A 22327-nucleotide genomic window follows, 5' to 3' on the forward strand; every position below is an offset into this window, starting at 1 on the left:
TCGATGACCGGCGGATCAACCGCCCTGTGACACGACCAGGAGACGCACCGTGCAGAGCATCCAGTGGGACGACGCCTTCCTCCTTGAATCCCAGCTGACCGAGGATGAGAAGCTGGTGCGCGACAGCGCCCGCGCCTACTGCCAGGACCGGTTGCAGCCCCGTGTCATCTCCGCCTTCCGTGAGGAGCGGTTCGACCGCGAGATCATGACCGAGATGGGCGAACTGGGCCTGCTCGGTCCGACCATCCCGGAGGAGTATGGCGGGCCGGGCGTCAGCCATGTCGCCTACGGCCTGGTCGCCCGCGAGGTCGAGCGGGTGGACAGCGGCTACCGCTCCGCCATGTCGGTGCAGTCCTCGCTGGTCATGCACCCGATCTATTCGTATGGCAGCGAAGAGCAGAAGAAGAAGTGGCTGCCGCGTCTGGCCACCGGCGAGCTGATCGGCTGCTTTGGCCTGACCGAGCCGGACCACGGCTCCGACCCGGGCGGCATGAAGACCCGCGCCACCAAGGTCGACGGCGGCTATCTGCTGTCGGGCTCCAAGATGTGGATCACCAACTCCCCCATCGCCGACCTCGCCGTCGTCTGGGCGAAGTCGGACGCCCATGACAACAAGATCAAGGGCTTCGTGGTCGAGCGCGGGACCAAGGGCTTCTCGACGCCGAAGATCGAGGGTAAGCTGTCGCTGCGCTCGTCGGTCACCGGCGAGATCGTGCTGGACGAGGCCTTCGTCCCCGACGAGAACCTGCTGCCCAACGTGTCGGGCCTGGGCGGTCCGTTCGGCTGCCTGAACAAGGCGCGCTACGGCATCGCCTGGGGCGTGCTGGGGGCCGCGGAGTTCTGCTGGCACGCCGCCCGCCAGTACACGCTGGACCGCAAGCAGTTCGGCCGTCCGCTGGCCCAGACCCAGCTGGTCCAGAAGAAGCTGGCCGACATGATGACGGAGATCACGCTGGGCCTCCAGGCCTGCCTGCGCGTCGGCCGCATGATGGACGACGGCAGCTGGTCGCCGGAAGCCATCTCGCTGATCAAGCGCAACAACTGCGGCAAGGCGCTCGACATCGCCCGAGTCGCCCGCGACATGCACGGCGGCAACGGCATCTCCGAGGAATTCCAGGTCATCCGCCACATGGTGAACCTGGAGACGGTGAACACCTATGAAGGCACCCACGACGTCCACGCCCTGATCCTGGGCCGGGCGCAGACGGGCCTCCAGGCGTTCTTCTGAACCGAGGCACAGGGAAATCCATCCCCTTTCCCGCCTCTCGCGCCAACGCATGCGTTGCCGGCGACATCCGGGCGGATCGCAAATCCGTCCGGATGTCGGGAGAAGGAGTGAGCTATTGCGATGCGGTGAATGGCCAAAGGTTCTGGAATCGGTGTGGTTGCGGATTACCAGAACCTGTCCCCGTCACTTCCGTCGACGATGGCTTCCTCTTTCCCGAGGCGGGATTTTCTTCACTGCGCAACAAGCCGGCTTTGGCGTTCATCGTAAAGACGAGCCCTGCTCCCGCATCCGGGAGGAGGGAAGCGGCAGCCTGTCGGTCGGCTTCGCCCGATGTCTAATTCGGAATTGGGATGATTGTCGGCTCTGTAGATAGACAATACTCCCCGTTTTCTTCGGTCGCCGTCTGTCAAGGCTGAGATATTCTTTCCAATTTGGCGCAGGCCGATTTGGGAGGATTTTCCATGGCGACCTGGACTCCTGATCCCAGTTTCTATCCTTCGCCACGCATGGCGATGCAGGCTCCTCCGGAACGGCTTGCCTATGTGGCGATGCTGAATGTCGGTGCGGGGCCGGATGCGCTGGGGGTGGTCGATGTCGACCCCTCCTCGGCCAGCTACGGCCGGCTCCTTCGCCGCGTCGATATGCCGAATGTCGGCGACGAGCTGCATCATTTCGGCTGGAACGCCTGCAGTTCCGCCCTGTGCCCCTACGCCCCCCATCCGCATGTGGAGCGGCGATACCTGATCGTGCCCGGACTGCGGTCGTCGCGCATCCACATTCTGGACACCAAGCCGGATCCGGCCAGCCCCAGGATCGTCAAGGTCATCGAGCCGGAGGAACTCGCGGCGCGCGCCAATTACTCCCGGCCGCACACGATGCATTGCGGGCCCGAAGGCATCTATGTCAGCGCGCTCGGCAATGGAAAAGGCGACGGCGGCGGGCCGGGCGGCGTCTTCCTGATGGATCACGAGACGTTCGAGGTGCTCGGCCAGTGGGAGATCGACCGCGGCCCGCAGTTCCTGGCCTACGACGTCTGGTGGCATCTCGGCCAGGACACGCTGATCACCAGCGAATGGGGCACACCCGATATGATCGAGGGCGGGCTGAACCCCGAACTGCTGCTCGGCGCGAAATACGGCCATCAGGTCCATTTCTGGGATTTGCGCAACCGCCGGCACCGGCAGACCATCGACCTGGGCCCGGAATACCAGCTGGCATTGGAACTGCGGCCGGCCCACGACCCGACCAGGACGCACGGGTTCATGAATGCCGTGGTCAACCTGTCGGACCTGTCGTCGTCGATCTGGCTTTGGCATCGCGAGACCGGGGGAGGCGAGGGTGGCCGTTGGGCCATGCGGAAGGTGATCGACATCCCGGCCGAACCGGCGGACCCGGACCTGCTGCCGCCGCTGCTCAAGGGCTTCAAGGCGGTGCCGCCGCTCGTCACCGACATCGACCTGTCGCTGGACGACCGCTGGCTCTATGTGTCCTGCTGGGGCACGGGGGAAATGCGGCGGTACGACGTGTCCGACCCGTTCCAGCCCAGGCTGACCAGTTCGGTGCGGCTGGGAGGGATCGTCGGACGCAGCCGTCATCCCGGCGGCGGCGATGCCGATGGCGGCGCCCTCGGCGGAGCCCTCAACGGCGGTCCGCAGATGGTCGAGGTCAGCCGTGACGGCAAGCGGGTCTACTTCACCAACTCGCTGTACCGGAGCTGGGACGACCAGTTCTACCCGGACGGCATCAAGAGCTGGATGGTCAAGCTCGATGCCGACCCGGACGGCGGCCTGACCATCGACGAGCGGTTCTTCCTGCGCTTCGACGACGAGTTCCGCGGTCACCAGATCCGGCTGGAGGGGGGCGACGCCTCTTCGGATTCCTACTGCTATCCATGACCGCGGCCAGAGGGATGCCCCATGGATGATCCCTGGCAATGGCTGGCGCTTGCGGGGCTCGGCGCCTTCCACGGACTGAACCCGGCGATGGGATGGCTCTTCGCCGTGGCTCTCGGCCTTCAGGAGGGGCGGCGTGGCGCCGTCATCAGGGCTCTGCCTCCCATCGCGCTGGGCCACGCCCTGTCGGTGCTGGTGGTGGTGGCGGGCTTCGCCATTCTGCAGCTGGTCGTCACGACGGCCCCGCTGAGGCTGGTCACGCCCGCTCTCCTGATCGGCTTCGGCCTCTATCGGCTGGTGCGCGGATACCGTCACCGGCTGCGGGTCGGCATGCGCGCCGGCTTTGCCGGGCTGACGCTCTGGTCCTTCCTGATGGCGTCGGCCCACGGGGCCGGGCTGATGATCCTGCCCCTGCTGCTGGGCATGCTGGCCCCGGCGCAGCTGATGGCGCTGTCCCTGTGCGGACCGGGTGCGGAGATGACTGGCCCGGTCGCAGCACTTGGATCGGCGGCGGCCGGGTTGGCGGTGGTTCTCGTGCATATGGCGGCGATGCTGGCGGTGATCGCCGTCATCGGGCTGGCGGTTTTCGAAACCGTCGGGCTCGGCATCCTGCGCCGCGGCTGGGTGAATTTCGATCTGCTGTGGGCGGGCGTCCTGATCGGCACCGGAGCGGGGTTCCTGCTGCTGGGGTGAACCCCGTCAGGGACCTCACGCCGCCTTCACATCCCCGTTCGCCTGCTGGCGCACCTCGGTCAGGAAGCGCTCCACCTCGGCGGCCAGGGCGCGGGTCTGGCCGGACAGGCCGCGGGCGGCATCCTGGACGCCGAGCGCGGTGCTGCCGGCGCTCTCCGCCGTCTGGGCCAGGGCGGCGATGGTGGCCGACACGTCCTGGGTGCCGAGTGCCGCCATCTCCACCGCCCGCGCGATCTCCTGGGTGGCGGCGTTCTGTTCCTGCACCGACTGGGTGATGGTGCCGGAAATGCCGTCGATCTCGGTGATGGTCGAACCGATGGCGCCGATGGCGTCGGCGGCCTCGCGGGTCACCGACTGCATGGCGTTCACCTGGGCGGCGATCTCGTCGGTGGCCTTGGCGGTCTGGTCGGCCAGCCCCTTCACCTCGGTCGCCACCACGGCGAAGCCCTTGCCGGCCTCGCCCGCCCGCGCGGCCTCGATGGTGGCGTTCAGCGCCAGCAGGTTGGTCTGCTTGGCGATGGCGTGGATCAACCCGATCACCTGACCGATGCGCTCGGCGTTGGCGATCAGCCCCTGGACGGTGGCGTTGGTGCGGTCGGTGTGCGACACCGCCTCGCCGGCGATGCGGGCGGAATGGCCGACCTGATCGGAAATGCCGCCGATGGAGCTGGCGAGTTCGGTCGCCGCCGCCGCGGCGGAGCGGACGTTGGACTGGATGTCGTCGGATTCGCGGGCGACGTTGCGGGTCTGGCTCGACGCCTCGCCCACCACCGTCGCCATGCGGTCGGAGCTGTCGGCCATGCCGGCGGCCGACTCGGCGATGCCCTCGACCAGCCGCTTCACCGTGCCCTGGAAACGGTCGGCGAGGTCGAGCAATGCTGCGCGCTTGGCCTCTTCCGCCTTGGCGTCGGCTGCGGCCTGGGCCGCATGCAGGCGCTCGATGGCGCGGGCATTGTCGCGGAAGACGGTGACCGAGCCGGCCATGGCGCCGATCTCGTCGGAACGGCCGTTGCCAGGCACCTCCACCGCGGTGTCGCCGTCGGCGAGCTTCGCCATCGCCGCCGACATGGCGCGCAGCGGGCGGATGACGATGCGGCCGAGCAGGACGTTCAGCAGGGCGATCTGCACCACCAGCGCGATCAGGCAGATGGCGATCTGGTTGCGCATCTGGGTGGCGATGGCGTCGATCTGCTGGTCCAGGCTCCAGGCGATCTGGAGGGCGCCAACCAGCCGGTTGCTCTTGCCGGTCACCACCGGCACCGTCACCACGATGTGGCCGTTGGCCGGGCGGGTCTGCGCCCCTTTGCCGGCCAGCACCGCCTCGATCAGATCCTGGTCGGCCTTCAGATCGTATTTGGCGAAGCGCTGGTTGGAGAAGTCGGCGAGCGTACCGGCGGCAGTCGCCGCCCGCAGCGAGGCGAGCTGGACCTCGCCGCTGTCGGCCAGCGGCATGAACTCCGTCTCGATGGAGGCGCCGTCGCCAGCGACGAAGCTGGTCTTGGTGGCGTTGGCCAGCATGTCCGTCTTGACGCGGGCGTCGTGCGTGGCGAGCCGCACCGCGTCGTCATACTGCATCTTGGCCTGAAGCCCCATGATGACGATGAAGCCGCCGACGATGGCGGCGACGAAGGCCGCCGTGACCTTCCGCCCCACGCTCCAGAACCGTCGCGGCCGGGATGCGGCCGCCTTGTCCACTGCCATGCTCTTGCCCCTTCCCGTGCCGCCTCCGCTTCCCGCCCGGCCGCCGGCCATGAGGCCACCCCCATGGAGACACGCGGCAGGGCATGGCGAAGCACCGCCGGCAAAGCCGGCGTCCGCCATAAAAGCGTCAACGAATTGCAAAATTTAAATGGTATTGTAACAGCGTGTCATGGCCCGTGCCATGATCTTCTTCTCTGACTTTCGGAAGAGTGCCAGTTGTCGCGGCAATCCCAAAGTCGCGGTCCGGATCGGACAAAGTAAAGGCGCCGCCGTCGCTTGGACGAAGCGGCGCCTTTTCGTGCCGGAAATTTTATAGATCCGGCGTCAGTTCTTTTCCGGCCGTGCTTTTTCGGAACCGCTTCAGCCACGGGCCGGGTTGCGCTCCCGCCAGCCGAAGGGACCGGCAGTCTCGTACAACCACGGATATTGGTTGACCATGCGGCGTGCGATGGCGATGCGGTGTGCGGTGAGCGTGATCAGCCCGATCACCACCGTGTGGACGATGAAGCCCCAGAGCGACAAAAGTTGCTCGCCGAACAGGCCCCAGGCGAGGAAGCGGTCGCCCACCCCCAGCAGCAGCGAGTAGGCCAGCACGCTGGAGACCGGCTTCCACCCTTCGGCAAGCGTCTGCCCGGTCAGAACCCCGCAGCCGCCGAACGCCAGGACCGTCAGGAACACGAACACCGGAACGGAAGAGCCAAGGATCGTTTCCATCTCAGTGTCCCCCTTCCAGATAGGCCGCGCGAACCTCCGGGTCGGCCAGAAGCTGCGCCCCGGTCCCCGTCATCGTGATCTTCCCCGTCACCATCACATAGGCCCGGTGCGCCAGCTTCAGCGCATGGAAGGCGTTCTGCTCCACCATGAACACCGTCATCTTCTGCTCCCGGTTGATCTCCTGGATCACTTGGAAGATCTGCTTCACGATCAGCGGCGCCAGACCCAGCGACGGCTCGTCCAGCAGCAGCAACCGCGGCTGGCTCATCAAGGCCCGGCCGATCGCCAGCATCTGCTGCTCGCCGCCCGACATCGTCCCGGCGCGCTGGTTGATGCGCTCCTTCAGCCGCGGGAACAGCGTCAGCACCCGCTCAAGCTCGCGCTCGAAGCTGCCGGGCTGCGCCACGATGGAGCCCATCTGGAGATTCTCCAGCACCGTCATGCGCGGGAAGATGCGCCGGCCTTCCGGGCTTTGCGCGATGCCGCGCCGCACGATCTCGTGGGTGGGGAGGTCGGTGATGTCCTCGCCCTCGAAGAACACCCGGCCCTGGCGCGCCCGCGGACTGCCGCAGATCGTCATCAGCAGCGTCGACTTGCCGGCCCCGTTGGCGCCGATCAGCGAGACGATCTCGCCGGCGCCGATCTCGATGTCGATCCCCTTCAGCGCCTCGATGGCGCCGTAGAAGGTGTGGACGCCCGATACCTTCAGCATGGCTCAGGCTCCCTTCTGACCGGCGGTGGGCGCGATGTTCAGGTCGGCGGCGATCTCCGGCGGCAGGGCTTCGTCCTCGTCCTCGCCCAGATAGGCGCGGATCACCGCCGGGTCGTTCTTCACATGCTCCGGATCGCCGTCGGAAATCTTCCGGCCATAGTCCAGCACCACCACATGGTCGGAAATGCGCATCACCACGCTCATGTCATGCTCGATCAGCAACACCCCGGTGCGGTGGCCCTGCGGCGTCTGCACGTCGCGGATGAAGGTCAGGATCTCGGCCAGCTCCCCCGACTCGCGCGGGTTCAGCCCGGCCGCCGGCTCGTCCAGGCACAGCAGCACCGGCTCGGTGCACATCGCCCGCGCGATCTCCAGCCGGCGCTGGGCGCCGTAGGGCAGATTGCCGGCTTCCCAGTCGGCGAACTCGGTCAGGCGGACCCGGTCGAGCCAGTATTTCGCCAGCTCCACCGCCTCATGCTCGGCCTTGCGGAAGCCGGGCAGGCCGAGCAGGCCGGCGATGGCGAAGCCCGATGCCCGCATCAGCTTGTTGTGCTGGGCGACGATCAGGTTCTCCAGAACGCTCATGCCGCTGAACAGCCGGATGTTCTGGAAGGTGCGCGCCACGCCGGCCAGCTGGGCGATGCGGTAGCCCGGCATCCGTTCCAGCAGGAACTCCTTGCCGGCGGGATGGCGCAGCGTCAGCCGCCCCACGGTGGGGGTGTAGAAGCCGGTGACGCAGTTGAACAGCGTCGTCTTGCCGGCGCCGTTCGGGCCGATCAGCGCGGTGATCTCGCCCGCCCGCGCCTCGAACGACACGTCGTTGTTCGCCACCAGACCGCCGAAGCGCATGGTCAGGTGCTCGACGCTCAGCAAAGGCTTGTCGGTGTTCATCCCAACATTGTTCATCGGTGCGGCGCTCATTTCGCGGCTCCTGCCGGGATCGGCTTCTTGCCGCCATGCAGGAGGATGGTCGGGTCGCGGTGGGCCAGCAGGCCGCGCGGACGCCACAGCATGATCACCACCATGCCGGCGCCAAACGCCAGCATGCGATAGTCGGCCAGCTCGCGGAACGCTTCGGGCAGGCCGATCACCAGCAGGGTGGCGACCACCACGCCGATCTGGCTGCCCATGCCGCCCAGCACCACGATGGCCAGGATGATCGCCGACTCGATGAAGGTGAAGCTCTCCGGGCTGATGAAGCCCTGGCGCGTCGCGAAGAAGGAGCCGGCGAAGCCGCCGAACATCGCGGCAATCGCAAAGGCCGCCAGCTTCATGTTGGTGCGGTTGATGCCCAAGGACGCACAGGCGATGTCGTCCTCGCGCAGCGCTTCCCAGGCGCGGCCCAGCGGCAGCTTGCGCACCCGGAGCGTGAACAGGTTCACCACAAGGGCGAGCGCCAGGATGAGGTAGTAGAGGAAGACGATGCGGTGGAGCGGCGAGAATTCCAGCCCGAACAGCTCGTGGAAGGCGGCCATGCCCTCGGAGGGCGTGCGGGAGAAGTCGGCGATGCCAAAGAAGCTCGGCCGCGGAATGCCGGAGATGCCGTTGGGGCCGCCGGTGAACTGGTACCAGTTGACCAGGATGATGCGGATGATCTCGCCGAAGCCCAAGGTCACGATGGCGAAATAGTCGCCGCGCAGCCGCAGGACGGGGAAGCCCAGCAGCACGCCGGAGCAGGCGGCGAGCAGGCCCGCCAGCGGCAGGCAGAGCCAGAAGCTGAGGCCGAAGTAATGGGCGAGCAGGGCGTAGCTGTAGGCGCCGACGGCATAGAAGGCGACATAGCCGAGGTCGAGCAGGCCGGCGAGGCCCACCACGATGTTCAGGCCCCAGCCCAGCATGATGTAGGTCAGCAGCAGGATGCCGATGTCCAGCAGCATGCGGTCGGCCAGCGGCGTCATCGGCAGGATGGCGGCGAAGACCACGGCGACCGGGCCGATGTATTTGCTGGCGTGCTGCACCTTGGCGGCGACGCGGTCCATGCGCTTGTCGCGGTCGGCCTGGCTGAGCTTGGAGCGGCCGGTGGCGACGGTCATGGCGGCGCGCAGCGCGATGACGCCGCCGCCCAGCACCAGCACCAGGCGCAGCACCTGGGTCGGCATCGGCAGCACCAGCCCGACGCCGGCGCAGACCAGCGCCACGATCAGCACCGGCAGAGCCATGCCCTGGCGGATCAGCCCGAGCCCGAGGCGGCCGAGGAAGACGAGGAGGAGCGAGGCGACCACCTCCTCCGGCCGGGCTTCGATGCCGAGGCCGGTGGGGCGGTCGACGGTGCGCAGGCCGACCAGCGGCACGGTCAGCAGCAAGGCGACGAAGGCGGCGAGGCCGGCGTCCTTGATCGTGGCGGCCCAGTCGACGCCGCGCGGGGCGGTGCGCGCGCCCGATGAGACGGTGTTGGAGTGCAGGGTCATGGCGCTTACACCTTCTCGATCTCGGGCCGGCCGAGCAGGCCGGTGGGCCGGAAGATCAGGACGAGGACGAGGATGGAGAAGGTTGCGACGTCCTTCCATTCGGAGCCGACATAGCCGGACCAGAAGGCCTCGATCAGGCCGATGACCACGCCGCCGAGCATGGCGCCGGGCAGCGAGCCGACCCCGCCGAGCACGGCGGCGGTGAAGCTTTTCACCCCGGCCAGGAAGCCGATGTAGAAGTCGATGACGCCATAGATCAGCAGCACCATCATGCCGGCGACGGCGGCGAGCGCGGCGCCCATGACGAAGGTCAGCGAGATGACGCGGTCGACGTTGACGCCGAGGAGCCCGGCCATCTTCTTGTCCTGCTCGCAGGCGCGCTGGGCGCGTCCGAGCGAGGTGCGGTTGATCAGCATGGTGAAGCCGACCATGAGGACCAGGGTGATGACGATGGTGGCGAGGCGGACGTAGCTGACGGAGACGGCGCCGTCCATCAGGGTGAGGTTGCCGGGCAGGATGGGCTGCAGCGGCTTGGAGCGGGCGCCCTGGAGGATCTGGATGTAGTTCTGCAGGAAGATCGACATGCCGATGGCGGAGATCAGCGGCGCCAGCCTTGGCGAGGAGCGCAGCGGCCGGTAGGCGATGCGCTCGACCGTCCAGCCATAGACGCTGGTGAACAGCATGGAGGCGAGCAGCATTATCAGCAGCGCCAGCGGCACCCAGGTGATGCCGAGCGCGCCGATGGCCAGGAAGGTGATCAGCGCCACGAAGGAGCCGATCATGTAAATCTCGCCATGGGCGAAGTTGATCATCCCGATGATGCCGTACACCATCGTGTAGCCGATCGCGATCAGGCCGTAGATCGCTCCAAGCGACAAGCCGTTGATCAATTGCTGAAGAAAATATTCCATCAGGCAGGCTTCTCCCACTCTCCCAGATCAACGAATAGGCAGGCACGCGAAAACCGGGCAAAAACCGGATTTAAGCCGTGTGCGGCAGCGGAGTTCCGATCCGGATGAACGGGGGAGAACATCCAGGACCGAGGCAGGGGACGCTTGGAATCCCGCCGCCGCACCCGGTTCTTGCCGAAGCCCCGCCGGATGCGGGATCCGGCGGGGCTTCGGGCGAATTCGTTACAGGGGACCGCTGCGGGCCGGCATGCGGGGGGCCGGGATCGGGCCGGCCTTCATCAGGACGGGCATCATCCGGATACGCGACGAGGTCGCGGGGGTGCGGTCATGCACCCGAGCGGCAGTCCGTCGTTCGACCATGGTCAACAGCTCCCACTTGCGCGGCACGGGCTTGCAGCCGTGGCGTCCCCACCGGCATCGCTGCCGGACATCCTGTTGTGAATCGCGGGCCAGTTCGGGCGGAGTGACCGTCCGGACAGCACCAGTCGGCGAAAGGCGCCGCGCCTTACCCTGTTCAAAACTGTTCTTGGTCTTTGGCCCCGGCACTTAAGCGCCGGTTGCATATGTTACCCTTTTTCTTATGACAGACAGGTAATGCAACTTGATCCGTAGGCGCAACACTCTCTTTCCAAGGGATGAAAAAAACAACAATCGTTCCGAAGCGTCGCGATTTTTCCGTTCAAAATTTCTGCCCTTGTCGTTTCTGAGAAATATCGTTCAGTTTATTGTCAACAGCTGTTCACATCATCCGCCGACCGTTTCGCGCGGGTCGGTGAAGGGCTGTGCAAGCGCCTCCGCCACCGCCGGATAGGTCAGCCGGCCGGCCTGGACGTTCAGCCCGGCCAGCAGATGCGGATCCTCGGCCAGCGCCCGTTTCCAGCCCTTGCCGGCCAGCGCCTGGACGAAGGGCAGGGTGGCGTGGTTCAGCGCCTCGGTGCTGGTGCGGGCGACCGCACCCGGCATGTTGGCGACGCAATAATGGACGACGCCGTCCACCACATAGGTCGGGTCGGAATGGGTGGTGACATGGCTGGTTTCGAAACAGCCGCCCTGGTCGATGGCGACGTCCACCAGCACCGAGCCCCGGCGCATGCCGGCCAGCTGGTCGCGGCGCACCAGCTTCGGTGCCGCGGCCCCCGGCACCAGCACGGCGCCGATTACCAGATCGGCATCGGCGACCAGCCGGTCGAGCGTGTCGGCGGAGGCATAGACGGTCTTCAGCCGCGGGCCGAACAGGTCGTCGAGCTGGGCCAGCCGCGGCATGGAGCGGTCGGCGATGGTCACGTCGGCGCCCAGCCCCATCGCCATGCGGGCGGCGTTGGCACCGACCACGCCGCCGCCGATGACCAGCACCTTGCCGGGCAGCACGCCGGGCACGCCGCCCAGCAGGATGCCGGAGCCGCCGTTGCTCTTCTGCAAGGCGACGGCGCCGACCTGGATGGCCATGCGTCCGGCGATCTCCGACATCGGCGCCAGCAGAGGCAGGCGGCCGGCACGGTCGGTGACGGTTTCATAGGCGATGGCGGTGCAGCCGCTGTCCATCAGCAGCCGGGCCTGTTCGGGATCGGGGGCGAGGTGCAGATAGGTGAAGAGCACCTGATCCGGGCGCAGCCTGCGACATTCCGCCGGCTGCGGCTCCTTGACCTTCACGATAAGCTCGGCCTTCGCAAAGACCTCCTCGGCGGTTTCGGCGATCTCGGCCCCCGCCGCGCGGTAGGCCTCGTCGGAAAAGCCGATCTCGGCGCCGGCGCCGCTCTGCACCAGCAGGGAATGGCCGTCCGCCGTGAGTTCGCGGACAGATGCCGGCGTCAGCCCGACGCGGTACTCGTGGTTCTTGATTTCCTTGGGAACGCCGATGCGCATGACCATGCGAGATCTCCCCGATCCGAACGCCCGTTTCAGTCAATCCGGCCAATCGAATCCAGCAGAACCATTGGTATCCCAGGAAACCATCGGTGGGGCGGATTGTCTCAGCGATGTCACTATACGGCTGGCGAAGCGGGTGAATCTCTGCAAAGCCTTGCATGAATCCCCCATAGTGTGGTGGTGCTTTCGCACGATCCGCCACGTCTTCGAATAAAGTTGCATGCACGCCCTGGACGCCCTGGACCACAAGATCCTGCGCCTGCTCCGCAAGGACGGCCGGATGAGCAACGCCAAGCTGGCGGCGGAGGTCGGGCTGTCGCCCTCGGCCTGCCTGCGCCGCCTGCACATGCTGGAGCATTCCGGCGTCATCCGCGGCTATACCGCCATCATCGAGACGGCGGACGAGGAGCGGTCGGTGACCGTCATCGTCCAGATCACGCTGGAACGGCAGACCGACGAATATCTGCGCCGCTTCGACGCTGCCGTCCGCCGCTGCCCGGAGGTGCGGGAATGCTACCTGCTGTCCGGTAGCTCCGACTATCTGCTGCGGGTGGTGGCGCAGAATCCCAGCGATTACGATCGCATCTACAAGGACTCGCTGTCGCGCCTGCCCGGCGTGGTGCGCATCCAGTCGAGCTTCGCCATCCGCAGCATCGTGCGCCCAGGCAGCCTGCCGGCGCTGGAGGAACGGGCGGACTGATCGTTGAGGGAACCTCTTCCTCTTGCCCAAGAGGGCACGTTCGCTCAGGAAGGGCCTGCTTCAGGGAGTGGAAGGGCCGCGTGCCACCGTCGTGATCGTGTAATCCTTGAATTCCGGAGCGAACCTGTCCAAGTTCGGGGAACCATGACACTGCCGCCCCGCCATATCCGTAACCTCCTGCGTGCAGGCCGCGTTCACGCAGGCTCGCCCGCCCCGGATCTGGTCGCCTGAGGCAAGGCTCCCGGACCGTCCGGGGCCGACATCGTCTCCAAATCCAAGAGAGCCGCTCGAACCGCATCCATGCGGTCGCGGGTTTATCACGTGCAACCGCTGCATGACCGATGAGGCGTCCACCGGGGGGCGTCGCCTGGCAGTCGGTTGTGCATGCCGAGAAAAGCGAAGGAAGACCTTGATGCGTCCCGCAGACCAGTTTCCGCCCATCGTGCTGACCGCCGCCGACCATGACCGCCTCTCGGCTCTGGTAGAGGCCGTTTCCGAGCGGTTGCCCGATGTATACGCGTATCTCACGGTCGAACTGGAGCGCGCTGCGGTGATCGATGCCGGCGAACTCGTGACGACGGTGGTCACGATGGGCGCGCGCGTGGCGTTCCGGGATGAGGTAACCGGACAGGAGCGGACTGTCACCCTGGTTTATCCGGGGGATGCCGACCTCGCGGCCGGTCGGGTGTCGGTGTTGACCCCCATTGGCGCGGCCCTCATTGGCGTCGCGGAAGGGCAGTCGATCACATGGTACACGCGCGAGGGCGAGGCGAAGACCCTTACCGTTTTGGCCGTCGAGCCTCCCATCGCGGACGGGGGCGCCGTCGCCGCATGATCCGCGGCCGGAAGAGCGACTGCACGCAAGACGCATCACAACCGCTTCGTCGGCTGAGCGGCCAGAGCCTTGCGACGTTGCTCCGGTTCGTGCCGTCCGATGGGAAATACAGCCCTGTGCCAAGGCCGCTGAGCTTTCATGTTCCCTCTCACCCGAACAGGTCGAGTTCCGGGTCGGGGGCGGTTTCCGGATGGGTCAGGTCGGTGCAGCCGATGCCGATCAGGCGGAAGGCGCGGCCGTCGACCTCGCGCTCCAGGAGCGCGATGCCGGCCGCCAGGATCGCCTCGGCCGAGCGGGTCGGCTCCACCCGGCGGGAGCGGGTGAGCTGCTGGAAATCCTTGGTCTTCAGCTTCAGCACCACGCTGCGGCCGAGCAGCCCCTCGCGCTCCAGCCGGCGGGCGACCTTGTCGGCCAGCGGGCGCAGTTCCTGCGCCAGGGCGGGCAGGGTGGTGACGTCCCAGTCGAAGGTTTCCTCCGACGAGATGCTCTTGCTCGGCGACTCGGGATGGACCCGGCGGGAATCCTCGCCGCGGGCGTAGCTGTAGAGCACCCGGCCCATGGCGCCGTAGCGCTTGACCAGCCAATGCTCGTCCCTGTCCTGAAGGTCGCCGACGCGGGTGATGCCGTCGGCGAACAGCTTGCGCTCCAGCGCCGGGCCGACGCCCCACAGGATGGTCACCCGCTTGGGCGCCAGGAAGGCCGCCGCCTCCGCCCGGCCCAGCGCGGAGAAGCCGCGCGGCTTATCGAGGTCCGACGCGATCTTCGCCAGCAGCTTGTTGTAGCTGAGCCCGATGGAGGCGGTGATGCGCAGTTCCCGCTCGAAGCGGCGGACGATCTCCACCAGCGCCTGGGCCGGGCTGATGCTGAGGCGGTCTTCCACGCCGGTCAGGTCGAGATAGGCCTCGTCGATGCTGATCGGTTCGACCAGCGGGGTGAAGGCCTCCATGATCTCGCGGGCGCGATGGCCGACCTCTTTGTATTTGGCGATGTTGGGGCGGATGATGGTGGCGTCGGGGCAGCGGTCCAGCGCCTCGCGGATCGTCATGGCCGAGCGCACGCCCGATATCCGCGCGACATAGCAGCAGGCGGCGACCACGCCGCGATGGTCGTCGCCGCCGACGATCACCGGGCGGCTGGCCAGCTCCGGCCGGTCGCGCTTCTCCACCGTGGCGTAGAAGCTGTCGCAGTCGATGTGGCCGATGGGCAGGCTGTGCAGCTCGGCATGGCGGAACAGCCGCCGGCTGCCGCATTTCGGGCAGCGCGTCATCTCACCCGGCAGGGCGGCGGCGCAGTCGCGGCAGACGCTGTGCAGGGCGGTGGGCATGATGACGGCAGCTTAGCAAAGCGGCGGATCAAGCGCCAGCTTATGCGTACAAAGGAAGAACGGAATGCGAGGTCAGCACAATGGCGGCTTCGCCCGGTCGGCGGCGGCGATGTGGGACGCGATGGCCTGCAAGCCGCTCAGCAGCAGCTTCGCCATCGCCCAGTGGTAGAGGGCCGATCCCACCAGGACCGTCAGCATGGCGCCCCACCCGCCGATCCAGCCGGCGAGCAGAGCCACGACGAGGGAGGCAACGGCCGAGGCAACCAGCGCCACGAGGATCGTCAAGCCATTGGCTCCGTTGATCCGGCCGAGGATCGCCGCCCGCTCCATCGCCGCGGCGCCGAGCAGGACGACAAGCGACAGGGTCAGCGAAATGCTCAGCAGCAGGACCATGGGGCACTCGGGGGCGGGGTTAGGGGAAAGAGGCGGACATCACCGCAGCACGTCGCCGCCCACCGCCAGACGGCCGGCGACGACGGCGGCCTGGGTGCGGCTGACCACGTTCAGTTTGCGCAGGATGCTGGAGACGTGGACCTTCACCGTCTGCTCCGACACGTTCAGTTCGCCGGCGATCTGCTTGTTCAGCTTGCCGTCGACGATCATCGTCAGGATGCGCAGCTGCTGCGGCGACAGTGAGGCGAAGCGGCGGGCAGCGTCGGCCTCGTCGGCTTCCGACGACACCGCCGACAGCGGCGGCGCCCAGGTCTCGCCGGACAGGATGGCGCGGATGGCGTCGGCCATCGCCGGCATCGACAGCGATTTCGGGATGTAGCCCGAGGCGCCATAGGCCAGCGCCCGGCGGATGGTGTCGGGATCCTGCAAGGCCGACAGGATGGCGACCGGCACGGTCGGATGGTGGGCCAGCATCAGGAACAGGCCGGCGAAGCCGTGGGTGCCGGGCATGTTCAGGTCGAGCAGCACGAGGTCTATCCCGTCAGGCTGCTGCCCCACCGCGGTCATCACCGAATCGAGGTCCGGGCATTCGATCACCCGCACCTCCGGCATCGCCCTGCCCAGCGCGTCGCGCAGCGCCGCCTGAACCAGCGGATGGTCGTCGCCGATGACGATTGTCGTCTGTCCGGCCGCCGTTTGCCCGGCTGCCGATTGTTCAGCCGCCGTCTGTCCAGCCGTTTTCGATGCGCCTGCTGCGCTGTCCTCGCCCATGGCTTCCGCACTCCCCCCATTTGCGGCCGCCCGGCTTTTGTCCGGTTCCAGCCTTAACGCTCGGCCACGGCCGCCGTCTGCAAGGCCGCCCCGTTCAGGAAGCGGCGCAGCGACGCCGGCTTCACCGGTTTGTAGAGCACCCCGCAGCCGCAACGCTCCGCCTCCGCCCGCACCGCTTCGGAGCGGTCGGCGGTCAGCAGCAGCCCCTTGACCGGGCGGTCCCACAATTCCCGCAACCGCTCCAGAACCGCAAGCCCCGTCTGGCCGTCCCCCACGTGATAATCGACACAGACCACATCGGGAAGCGCCCCGTCGAAGGGGGCGAGCGCCGCCAGCGCCCCGGCGACGTCCGACGCGGTCGCCACCCGGCAGCCCCATTGGCCGAGCAGCGCACGCAGGCCCGCCAGGATCGGCTCCTCATTGTCGATGCACAGGACCAGAAGCCCGGCCGACAGGGCGGCGGGGGTGGAGACCGGCCGGGTGACCGGGGTGGCGCGCGACTGCTCCATCGGCACCTCCACCGCGAAGCCGGTGCCGCGCCCGACGGTGGAGCGCAGGCTGACGGGATGGTCGAGCAGCCGGGCGATACGGTCGACGATGGCGAGGCCCAGGCCCAATCCCTTGTCGGCCGGATTGCCGCCGCCGTTTTCGCCGCCCAGCCGGCGGAACTCCTCGAACACCTCATGGCGCTTGGCCTCGGGGATGCCGGGGCCGGTGTCCCACACCTCGATGCGCAGACGGTCGCCGTGAACGGGATCGCGGCGGCGCCGGCAGCCGAGCAGGACGCGGCCCTTCGGCGTGTAGCGGATGGCGTTGGACAGGAAATTCTGCAACACCCGGCGCAGAAGCTGCGGGTCGGAGCGCACCACCGCGCCGCAGCCCACCACCTTCAAGGTCAGCCCGCGTTCCTGCGCCAGGGCGGAGAACTCCACCCCCAGCCCGCCCAGCAGTTCGTCGATGGCGAAGCTGCGCATCTTCACCCGGACATTGCCGGCGTCCAGCGAGGAGATGTCGAGCAGCCCGCCCAGCAGCATCTCGGTCGAGCGCAGGGAGGCGGCGGCGTTGTCGATCATGCCGCATTCCGACTCCCGCTGGTCGGGCGTCGGCAGCGGCCCCCGCATGCTCTCCTCCAGCGCCGAGACGAACAGGCGGGCGGCGTTCAGCGGTTGCAGCAGATCGTGGCTGGCGGCGGCGAGGAAGCGGGTCTTGCTGGCATTCGCCGCCTCGGCCTCCGCCTTCGCCTGTTGCAGGGCGTCGGTGCGTTCCTGCACGCGATGCTCCAGGCTTTCGTTGGCCTCGCGCAGGGCTTCGGCGGCACGGTAGCGCTCGGTCACGTCGGTGTAGGTCGAGACATAGCCGCCTTCCGGCAGCGGGTTGGCGACGATCTCCAGCACCGTGCCGTCGGGGCGGCGCCGCTCGTAGCGGTAGGGCCATTGCTGGTTGGCGGTATCGCGGTTGGTCAGCAGCGCCGTCATGTCGTGGGCGCTGTATTCGCCGCGCCGCTCGTTGAAGCGGATCAGGTCGGCGAAGGGCACGCCAACCCGCACCATGTCGGCCGGCAGGTCGAGCAGTTCCAGATAGCGGTGGTTCCAGGCGGCGATGCGGTGGTCGGCATCGATCACGCAGATGCCCTGGCCGATGTTCTCCAGCGTCGCCTGGAGAAGCTTGCGGTTGAAGCGCAGCGCCTCGGACGCCTCGTCCAGCATTGCCATGGCGTCGCCGCGCGACAGCGTGCGGCCTTGCAGCGAAGCGGCCATCACCACCCGCGCCGACGCCGCCCCGATGGCGCCGGCGATCAGCGTCTCGGTGAAGCGGACGGCGTCGAGGTCGGCTGGGCCGGTCTCGCCCTTGCGTCCGGCGGCATGGAGCAGGCCGCCTCTGGCGGCGTACGCATCGAAGGCGGCGTTGCCGCGCTCCGCCCCGACGAAGCGGATGGCGAGCGCCCGCAGGTCGGCCAGTTTGGCCAGCGCCTGGGGAGTGTCGTCCTCGTCGCGGTCGGCGCTGGCGCTGGTGTAGAAGACGGCCTGGGTGCGCTCCACCGCGCTGGGCCGCGCCAGCAGCGAGCCGGCGACGAAAGCGATCAGGTTGGCGAGCAGGCTCCACAGGCTGGCGTGGGAGATGGGGTCCAGCCCCTCGATCCCGAACAGCGCCTGCGGCCGCAGCCAGCCGATGCCCCAGGGGCCGTGATCGAGGAAGGCGTCCGGCACCGGCACGATGCGCGCCATCGACGGCACCAGCAGCGTGTAGACCCACAGCAGGAAGCCGGCGCCCAGCCCGGCCAGTGCCCCCACCCGGTTGGCCCGCCGCCAGTAGAGCCCGCCGAAGAAGGCCGGCCCGAACTGCGCCACCGCGACGAAGGACAAGAGGCCGATGACGGTCAGCGGGTAGTCGCGGTCGACCAGCCGGTGCATGACATAGGCCAGCAGCAGGATGCCCACCACCGACAGCCGCCGCACCAGCAGGAGCGTGCCGACCATGTCGCGCCGGCCGACGCGGGCGGCGAAGTGCTTGCGCCTGAGCAGCAGCGGCATCACCACGTCGTTGCACAGCATGGTGCTGAGCGACACCGCGGCGACGATGACCATGCCGGTCGCCGCCGACAGGCCGCCGATGAAGGACAGCAGGCTGAAGCCGCCAGCCCCCGCCGCGATGGGCAGGGTGATCATGAAGGTGTCGGGGTTGATGCCGTCCTCGAACGTGATGAGGCCGGCGACCGCGATGGGGATCATCAGGGCGCTCAGCGCCACCAGATAGGAAGGGTACATCCAGGCGGCGGCGCGCAGATGGCGGGGGCTGTCGTTCTCCACCGTCATCACATGGTACATCTGCGGCAGGCAGAGGAAGGCGATGATCGAGATCGCCGTGTTCGACCACCAGGTCGGGTCGGTGAAGTCGGGCGACAGCAGCGGTTCGGCCTGCGGCCGGGCGATCAGGTCGGTGTAGCCGTCGAACATGCCCCAGACGATGAAGGCCGCCACCGCCAGGAAGACGGTCAGCTTCACCAGGCTTTCGAAGGCGATGGCCAGCATCAGGCCGCGGTGATGCTCGCTGGCGTTGATGTGGCGGACGCCGAACAGGATGGTGAAGACCGCCATCGACAGCGCCACGGCGAAGGCGGTGTCGCCCCAGACCGGTGGCGGCAGGGCGGCCGGGGCGGCCAGCGAGGGGGCCGTCAGCACGTCGAAGCTGGCGGCGACCGCCTTCAGCTGCAAGGCGATGTAGGGCAGCACGCCGACCAGCGCCGTCAGCGTCACCAGCGCCGCCACCGCCTGGCTCTTGCCGTAGCGGGCGCCGATGAAGTCGGCGATGGAGGTGACGTTCTGCGCCTTGGTGATGGCGATGGTCTTGGTCAGCACCGGACGGGCCAGCAGCAGCAGGATCATCGGCGCCAGATAGATCGGCAGGAAATCGAACCCGCTGGCCGAGGCCCGGCCGACCGAGCCGTAGAAGCTCCAGCTGGTGTTGTAGATGCACAGCGTCAGCGCAAAGAGGATGCCGGTCGCCCGCGGCGAGGCCGACAGCAGCGCGCCCCCGGCGGTGCGCCGGTCGCCCCACCAGGCGATGGCGAACAGAACCCCCAGATAGGCCGCCGAAACGGCCAGCACCAGCCAACTCTGCACGACCGACGGACCTCTTTGGGGTGGGAAGGGGGAGCTGTGCGAAGACCCTATCGCAATGCTCCCACCGCCGCCAACGGGCGGGCTCGGAATTGCTCAAGAACTGTGCAGGGCTGAACGAAGGTAGGGGGCGCAAATGGTTTGTCGACAGAACTATTCTGCGCCTGCCGGACGCCGCCGTCCCGGTCGCCGCTGGTGCGACGGCTGGCGTTCCCGCCCCGGTCCCGGGCATCCGCCCAAGGGGCCGGGGACCGCCGAAGCGGCCGTTTCCGTCTCCTCCCTCGGACGGGGACGGCCGCTTCCGCACCTGCCGTCCGGCCCCGCCGGCAATGGGACAAACGGGGGTCCCTGTCGGTTTACTGCGTCGTCATCGCTGGGAAAGCGTCGCGAACGGCCCAATCTATGGCAAGATGGTCCATCGTAAGGGAGCCCGGCCGTCGGTGCCGGCCCCGGTGCGTGGCCTGAAACGGAAGACGGACGCCCAAGAGAATGCTGATCGACGCCTATTTGGGGTTCCGGGTCGGGGACGTGGTCCTGGACCGTGCGGAGCTTGCGGCCGGCACCGCCACCATCAAGGAAATCCACGTCGTTCCCTGTGACTGGGCGCATGGCCTGACCGGCATCGCCGTGATGGAGAACGGCGCCGAGCGTTTCATCGTCCAGCTGAAGAAGGTGCGCCCCACCGAGGAAGAGGCCGAGACCGAAAGCAACGTCCGGCCGCTGCGCCACCGCGCGCGCTGAACCCTGTGTCTGACAGGGCAAGGCCCGCCGCTCCGAATCGGAGCGGCGGGCCTTTGCTTTTTCGGTCGCGGCCTATGCCCGCCGGCCCGTCAGTGACGAAGCTGGAAGCGACCGCCGTTTCTGCGCGCGTCATCGACGCTGGCGATGGCGGGAAGGCCGCGCAGGAAGGCGGCGCCGGTGTCGGTCGCCTCGAACAGGACATGGCCCTGGCGGTCCTGGCCGCGGAGACGGGCCTCGGTCGCCATGCCGGCATTGCGGACGGCGGCCGACAGGTCGGACACGGCCTTCCAGATGCGGGCACGGTGTTCGGCGGCGCTGGAACAGCCGGTCGCATCCGCGACGGCCAGCGTTACGGTAAAGGAATGAAGCTCGATCGCCATGGTGGCACCACGGAACTTGGAGTGCGGGGTTCGGAAAACCCGGAACGTTCCGGCCATCGGCCGGATACGGCGCCGGCCCTTGGGATCGAGAAACTCAGTCGTAACGGGGAAGCTTCGACAGGACGATGTCGCTGATGAGGCCGCGGAGCTGGCTGACCGGGAGCTGTTCGACCGGAATGCTGACAGCGCGGGCGTAGGTCTCGCAAACGTGCCAGGCGTGGTCGGGTTCGACCAGGATGTGCCGGGCGAGATCGTGTTCGTCGGCGTTCGCCCGTCCGGGGAGCGCCTTTTCACAGGCCAGAGCGGTTTGCACCATATCGCTGGCCAGATTGTGCAGGTTCATGGATGGCACCTTCCCATGCTCGGGAAATCGTTGGGGGCACAAACAAACTAGACCTTCGTTCCGGATTCCACAATGGTGCCTATGACGTTCGGCTGTGACAATTCGACGATGGAGTCACAACCGGCGCCTGGGCGTTGCCGCCGCGAACCGGCCGATATCGGGACCAACATAGGGCGCAGCGAATTATTCCGCCTGTGACCGTTTCGCGGGTCTGACGCGGCGAATTTCGGCCGGCTCCGCCGCCACTGCGCTCTTGCGCCGGGACGGCTTTTGCTTATGGGCGCCACGGTCCGTCCCGCCTCCAACACCATTGCGCAGGCCTGCCGGTTGTGGATTGATGAGTGGGTCACTATCCATACCGGAGACTGCACCATGTCCGCCGACCTGTGGCTCGCCTTCGCTGCCGCCTCCGCCATCATGCTGATGATCCCGGGGCCGACGGTGCTGATCGTCGTGTCCTATGCCTTGGGCCATGGGCGGAAATCGGCCATGGCGACGGTGGCCGGGGTGGCGTTGGGCGACTTCACGGCGATGACCGCTTCCATGCTGGGGCTGGGGGTGCTGCTGTCGACCTCGGCGGCGCTGTTCACCCTGCTGAAATGGGCGGGCGCCGCCTATCTCCTCTATCTCGGCATCAAGCTGTGGCGGGCGCCGGTCAGGGACGCGGAGGCGGTGGCCGACGACTCGGACGTCAAGCCCTGGCGCATGATGCTGCACACCTATGCCGTCACCGCGCTGAACCCCAAGAGCATCGTCTTCTTCGTCGCCTTCCTGCCGCAGTTCCTCGACACCGGCCGGCCGCTGGCCGGGCAGATGGTGGTGATGGAGGCGACCTTCCTGGTGCTGGCGACGCTGAACGCCGCCGGCTATGCCCTGCTGGCCTCGGCGGCGCGGCGCGCGGTCAGGACTCCGTCGGTGCAGCGGACGGTCAACCGGGTCGGCGGCTCGCTGCTGATGGGCGCCGGGCTGCTGACCGTGGCCTGGAAGCGGACGGCCTGAGCCGCTTGATTGACAAATCATTATAACTTCACCGAAAATTGTCTGCGAATGGGGTGATGCACGCGCCGGTAACGTTCTTGACGCCGGCGGAAGCAAATC

Annotated in this window: 20 protein-coding genes; 7 read left to right on the forward strand and 13 right to left on the reverse strand. The window is 67.6% G+C overall.

Going from position 1 to position 22327, the window contains the following annotated elements; genetic code table 11:
- Window positions 1–49 precede the first annotated feature (49 nt).
- The 3 genes from ABNQ38_RS36440 (at window position 50) to ABNQ38_RS36450 (ending at window position 3813) form a co-directional block, all read left to right on the forward strand.
- Entirely contained in the window at window positions 50–1228 is a 1179-nt protein-coding gene (locus ABNQ38_RS36440) for an acyl-CoA dehydrogenase (protein ID WP_098735821.1), read from the forward strand.
- A 461-nt stretch (window positions 1229–1689) separates the two neighbouring features.
- On the forward strand, window positions 1690–3123 hold the full coding sequence (locus tag ABNQ38_RS36445; RefSeq protein WP_377811826.1) for a selenium-binding protein SBP56-related protein: 1434 nt from the start codon (window positions 1690–1692) through the stop codon (window positions 3121–3123).
- A gap of 21 nt (window positions 3124–3144) precedes the next feature.
- Window positions 3145–3813, forward strand: coding sequence for a hypothetical protein (locus ABNQ38_RS36450; RefSeq protein WP_377811827.1), 669 nt, complete (start codon window positions 3145–3147; stop codon window positions 3811–3813).
- Between the two features lie 15 nt (window positions 3814–3828).
- Here the strand turns inward: ABNQ38_RS36450 and ABNQ38_RS36455 are convergent, their stop codons facing one another.
- From ABNQ38_RS36455 to ald, 7 genes are all read right to left on the reverse strand, one after another.
- A complete protein-coding gene (locus tag ABNQ38_RS36455) occupies window positions 3829–5514 on the reverse strand; it encodes a methyl-accepting chemotaxis protein (protein WP_377811828.1) in 1686 nt (561 codons plus the stop codon).
- 360 nt (window positions 5515–5874) lie between these two features.
- Window positions 5875–6228: a DUF6867 family protein gene (locus tag ABNQ38_RS36460; RefSeq protein ID WP_377811829.1), complete on the reverse strand. Its 354-nt coding sequence runs from the start codon at window positions 6226–6228 to the stop codon at window positions 5875–5877.
- A 1-nt stretch (window position 6229) separates the two neighbouring features.
- Complete coding sequence (locus ABNQ38_RS36465; RefSeq protein WP_014189439.1) at window positions 6230–6940, reverse strand: ABC transporter ATP-binding protein; 711 nt, start codon at window positions 6938–6940, stop codon at window positions 6230–6232.
- A 3-nt stretch (window positions 6941–6943) separates the two neighbouring features.
- Window positions 6944–7831, reverse strand: coding sequence for an ABC transporter ATP-binding protein (locus ABNQ38_RS36470; RefSeq protein WP_376965401.1), 888 nt, complete (start codon window positions 7829–7831; stop codon window positions 6944–6946).
- Window positions 7832–7857: 26 nt separating this feature from the next.
- Window positions 7858–9348, reverse strand: a complete 1491-nt coding sequence (livM, locus tag ABNQ38_RS36475) for a high-affinity branched-chain amino acid ABC transporter permease LivM (protein WP_377807791.1) — start codon at window positions 9346–9348, stop codon at window positions 7858–7860.
- A gap of 5 nt (window positions 9349–9353) precedes the next feature.
- Window positions 9354–10259: a branched-chain amino acid ABC transporter permease LivH gene (locus ABNQ38_RS36480; RefSeq protein WP_377807790.1), complete on the reverse strand. Its 906-nt coding sequence runs from the start codon at window positions 10257–10259 to the stop codon at window positions 9354–9356.
- 744 nt (window positions 10260–11003) lie between these two features.
- A complete protein-coding gene (gene ald, locus ABNQ38_RS36485; protein WP_377811967.1) occupies window positions 11004–12122 on the reverse strand; it encodes an alanine dehydrogenase in 1119 nt (372 codons plus the stop codon).
- 223 nt (window positions 12123–12345) lie between these two features.
- Between ald and ABNQ38_RS36490 the strand changes: the two genes are divergently transcribed.
- Together ABNQ38_RS36490 and rnk are read left to right on the forward strand one after the other, a co-directional pair.
- Window positions 12346–12825 (forward strand): Lrp/AsnC family transcriptional regulator, encoded by a 480-nt coding sequence (locus ABNQ38_RS36490; protein ID WP_377811830.1) that lies wholly within the window; start codon window positions 12346–12348, stop codon window positions 12823–12825.
- A gap of 412 nt (window positions 12826–13237) precedes the next feature.
- Complete coding sequence (gene rnk / locus ABNQ38_RS36495; protein WP_377811831.1) at window positions 13238–13660, forward strand: nucleoside diphosphate kinase regulator; 423 nt, start codon at window positions 13238–13240, stop codon at window positions 13658–13660.
- 148 nt (window positions 13661–13808) lie between these two features.
- Here rnk and ABNQ38_RS36500 read toward each other — a convergent pair whose 3' ends face one another.
- The 4 genes from ABNQ38_RS36500 to ABNQ38_RS36515 all read right to left on the reverse strand — a co-directional run bounded on the left by ABNQ38_RS36500 (window position 13809) and on the right by ABNQ38_RS36515 (window position 19768).
- Entirely contained in the window at window positions 13809–14984 is a 1176-nt protein-coding gene (locus ABNQ38_RS36500; protein ID WP_377811832.1) for a DNA polymerase IV, read from the reverse strand.
- A gap of 72 nt (window positions 14985–15056) precedes the next feature.
- Window positions 15057–15377, reverse strand: coding sequence for a hypothetical protein (locus tag ABNQ38_RS36505; protein WP_377811833.1), 321 nt, complete (start codon window positions 15375–15377; stop codon window positions 15057–15059).
- Window positions 15378–15416: 39 nt separating this feature from the next.
- Window positions 15417–16148 carry a LuxR C-terminal-related transcriptional regulator gene (locus ABNQ38_RS36510; RefSeq protein WP_377811834.1) on the reverse strand — a complete coding sequence of 244 codons (732 nt, stop codon included), beginning with the start codon at window positions 16146–16148 and terminating at the stop codon, window positions 15417–15419.
- Between the two features lie 53 nt (window positions 16149–16201).
- Window positions 16202–19768, reverse strand: a complete 3567-nt coding sequence (locus ABNQ38_RS36515) for a NahK/ErcS family hybrid sensor histidine kinase/response regulator (protein WP_377811835.1) — start codon at window positions 19766–19768, stop codon at window positions 16202–16204.
- 486 nt (window positions 19769–20254) lie between these two features.
- Between ABNQ38_RS36515 and ABNQ38_RS36520 the strand changes: the two genes are divergently transcribed.
- Window positions 20255–20506 carry a hypothetical protein gene (locus ABNQ38_RS36520; RefSeq protein WP_377811836.1) on the forward strand — a complete coding sequence of 84 codons (252 nt, stop codon included), beginning with the start codon at window positions 20255–20257 and terminating at the stop codon, window positions 20504–20506.
- An 89-nt stretch (window positions 20507–20595) separates the two neighbouring features.
- On the opposite strand, the gene ABNQ38_RS36525 is transcribed toward ABNQ38_RS36520, so the two are convergent.
- Both ABNQ38_RS36525 and ABNQ38_RS36530 read right to left on the reverse strand, forming a co-directional pair.
- Complete coding sequence (locus tag ABNQ38_RS36525) at window positions 20596–20886, reverse strand: hypothetical protein (RefSeq protein WP_377811837.1); 291 nt, start codon at window positions 20884–20886, stop codon at window positions 20596–20598.
- Between the two features lie 94 nt (window positions 20887–20980).
- Window positions 20981–21229 (reverse strand): hypothetical protein, encoded by a 249-nt coding sequence (locus ABNQ38_RS36530; protein ID WP_098736097.1) that lies wholly within the window; start codon window positions 21227–21229, stop codon window positions 20981–20983.
- A gap of 372 nt (window positions 21230–21601) precedes the next feature.
- Between ABNQ38_RS36530 and ABNQ38_RS36535 the strand changes: the two genes are divergently transcribed.
- A complete protein-coding gene (locus ABNQ38_RS36535) occupies window positions 21602–22228 on the forward strand; it encodes a LysE family translocator (RefSeq protein WP_377811838.1) in 627 nt (208 codons plus the stop codon).
- Window positions 22229–22327: the final 99 nt, after the last annotated feature.

Origin of the sequence: Azospirillum sp. A29 (genome assembly GCF_042604625.1) — a bacterium.
GTDB lineage: Bacteria > Pseudomonadota > Alphaproteobacteria > Azospirillales > Azospirillaceae > Azospirillum > Azospirillum palustre.

Coding starts and splice junctions, on each gene's coding strand:
- ABNQ38_RS36450 (WP_377811827.1), top strand. CDS start 3,145: ATGGATGATCCCTGGCAATGGCTGGCGCTTGCGGGGCTCGGCGCCTTC.
- ABNQ38_RS36455 (WP_377811828.1), bottom strand. CDS start 5,514: ATGGCAGTGGACAAGGCGGCCGCATCCCGGCCGCGACGGTTCTGGAGC.
- rnk (WP_377811831.1), top strand. CDS start 13,238: ATGCGTCCCGCAGACCAGTTTCCGCCCATCGTGCTGACCGCCGCCGAC.
- ABNQ38_RS36465 (WP_014189439.1), bottom strand. CDS start 6,940: ATGCTGAAGGTATCGGGCGTCCACACCTTCTACGGCGCCATCGAGGCG.
- ABNQ38_RS36460 (WP_377811829.1), bottom strand. CDS start 6,228: ATGGAAACGATCCTTGGCTCTTCCGTTCCGGTGTTCGTGTTCCTGACG.
- ABNQ38_RS36520 (WP_377811836.1), top strand. CDS start 20,255: ATGCTGATCGACGCCTATTTGGGGTTCCGGGTCGGGGACGTGGTCCTG.
- ABNQ38_RS36500 (WP_377811832.1), bottom strand. CDS start 14,984: ATGCCCACCGCCCTGCACAGCGTCTGCCGCGACTGCGCCGCCGCCCTG.
- ABNQ38_RS36510 (WP_377811834.1), bottom strand. CDS start 16,148: ATGGGCGAGGACAGCGCAGCAGGCGCATCGAAAACGGCTGGACAGACG.
- ald (WP_377811967.1), bottom strand. CDS start 12,122: ATGCGCATCGGCGTTCCCAAGGAAATCAAGAACCACGAGTACCGCGTC.
- ABNQ38_RS36490 (WP_377811830.1), top strand. CDS start 12,346: ATGCACGCCCTGGACGCCCTGGACCACAAGATCCTGCGCCTGCTCCGC.
- ABNQ38_RS36470 (WP_376965401.1), bottom strand. CDS start 7,831: ATGAACACCGACAAGCCTTTGCTGAGCGTCGAGCACCTGACCATGCGC.
- ABNQ38_RS36525 (WP_377811837.1), bottom strand. CDS start 20,886: ATGGCGATCGAGCTTCATTCCTTTACCGTAACGCTGGCCGTCGCGGAT.
- ABNQ38_RS36445 (WP_377811826.1), top strand. CDS start 1,690: ATGGCGACCTGGACTCCTGATCCCAGTTTCTATCCTTCGCCACGCATG.
- livM (WP_377807791.1), bottom strand. CDS start 9,348: ATGACCCTGCACTCCAACACCGTCTCATCGGGCGCGCGCACCGCCCCG.
- ABNQ38_RS36530 (WP_098736097.1), bottom strand. CDS start 21,229: ATGAACCTGCACAATCTGGCCAGCGATATGGTGCAAACCGCTCTGGCC.
- ABNQ38_RS36535 (WP_377811838.1), top strand. CDS start 21,602: ATGTCCGCCGACCTGTGGCTCGCCTTCGCTGCCGCCTCCGCCATCATG.
- ABNQ38_RS36480 (WP_377807790.1), bottom strand. CDS start 10,259: ATGGAATATTTTCTTCAGCAATTGATCAACGGCTTGTCGCTTGGAGCG.
- ABNQ38_RS36505 (WP_377811833.1), bottom strand. CDS start 15,377: ATGGTCCTGCTGCTGAGCATTTCGCTGACCCTGTCGCTTGTCGTCCTG.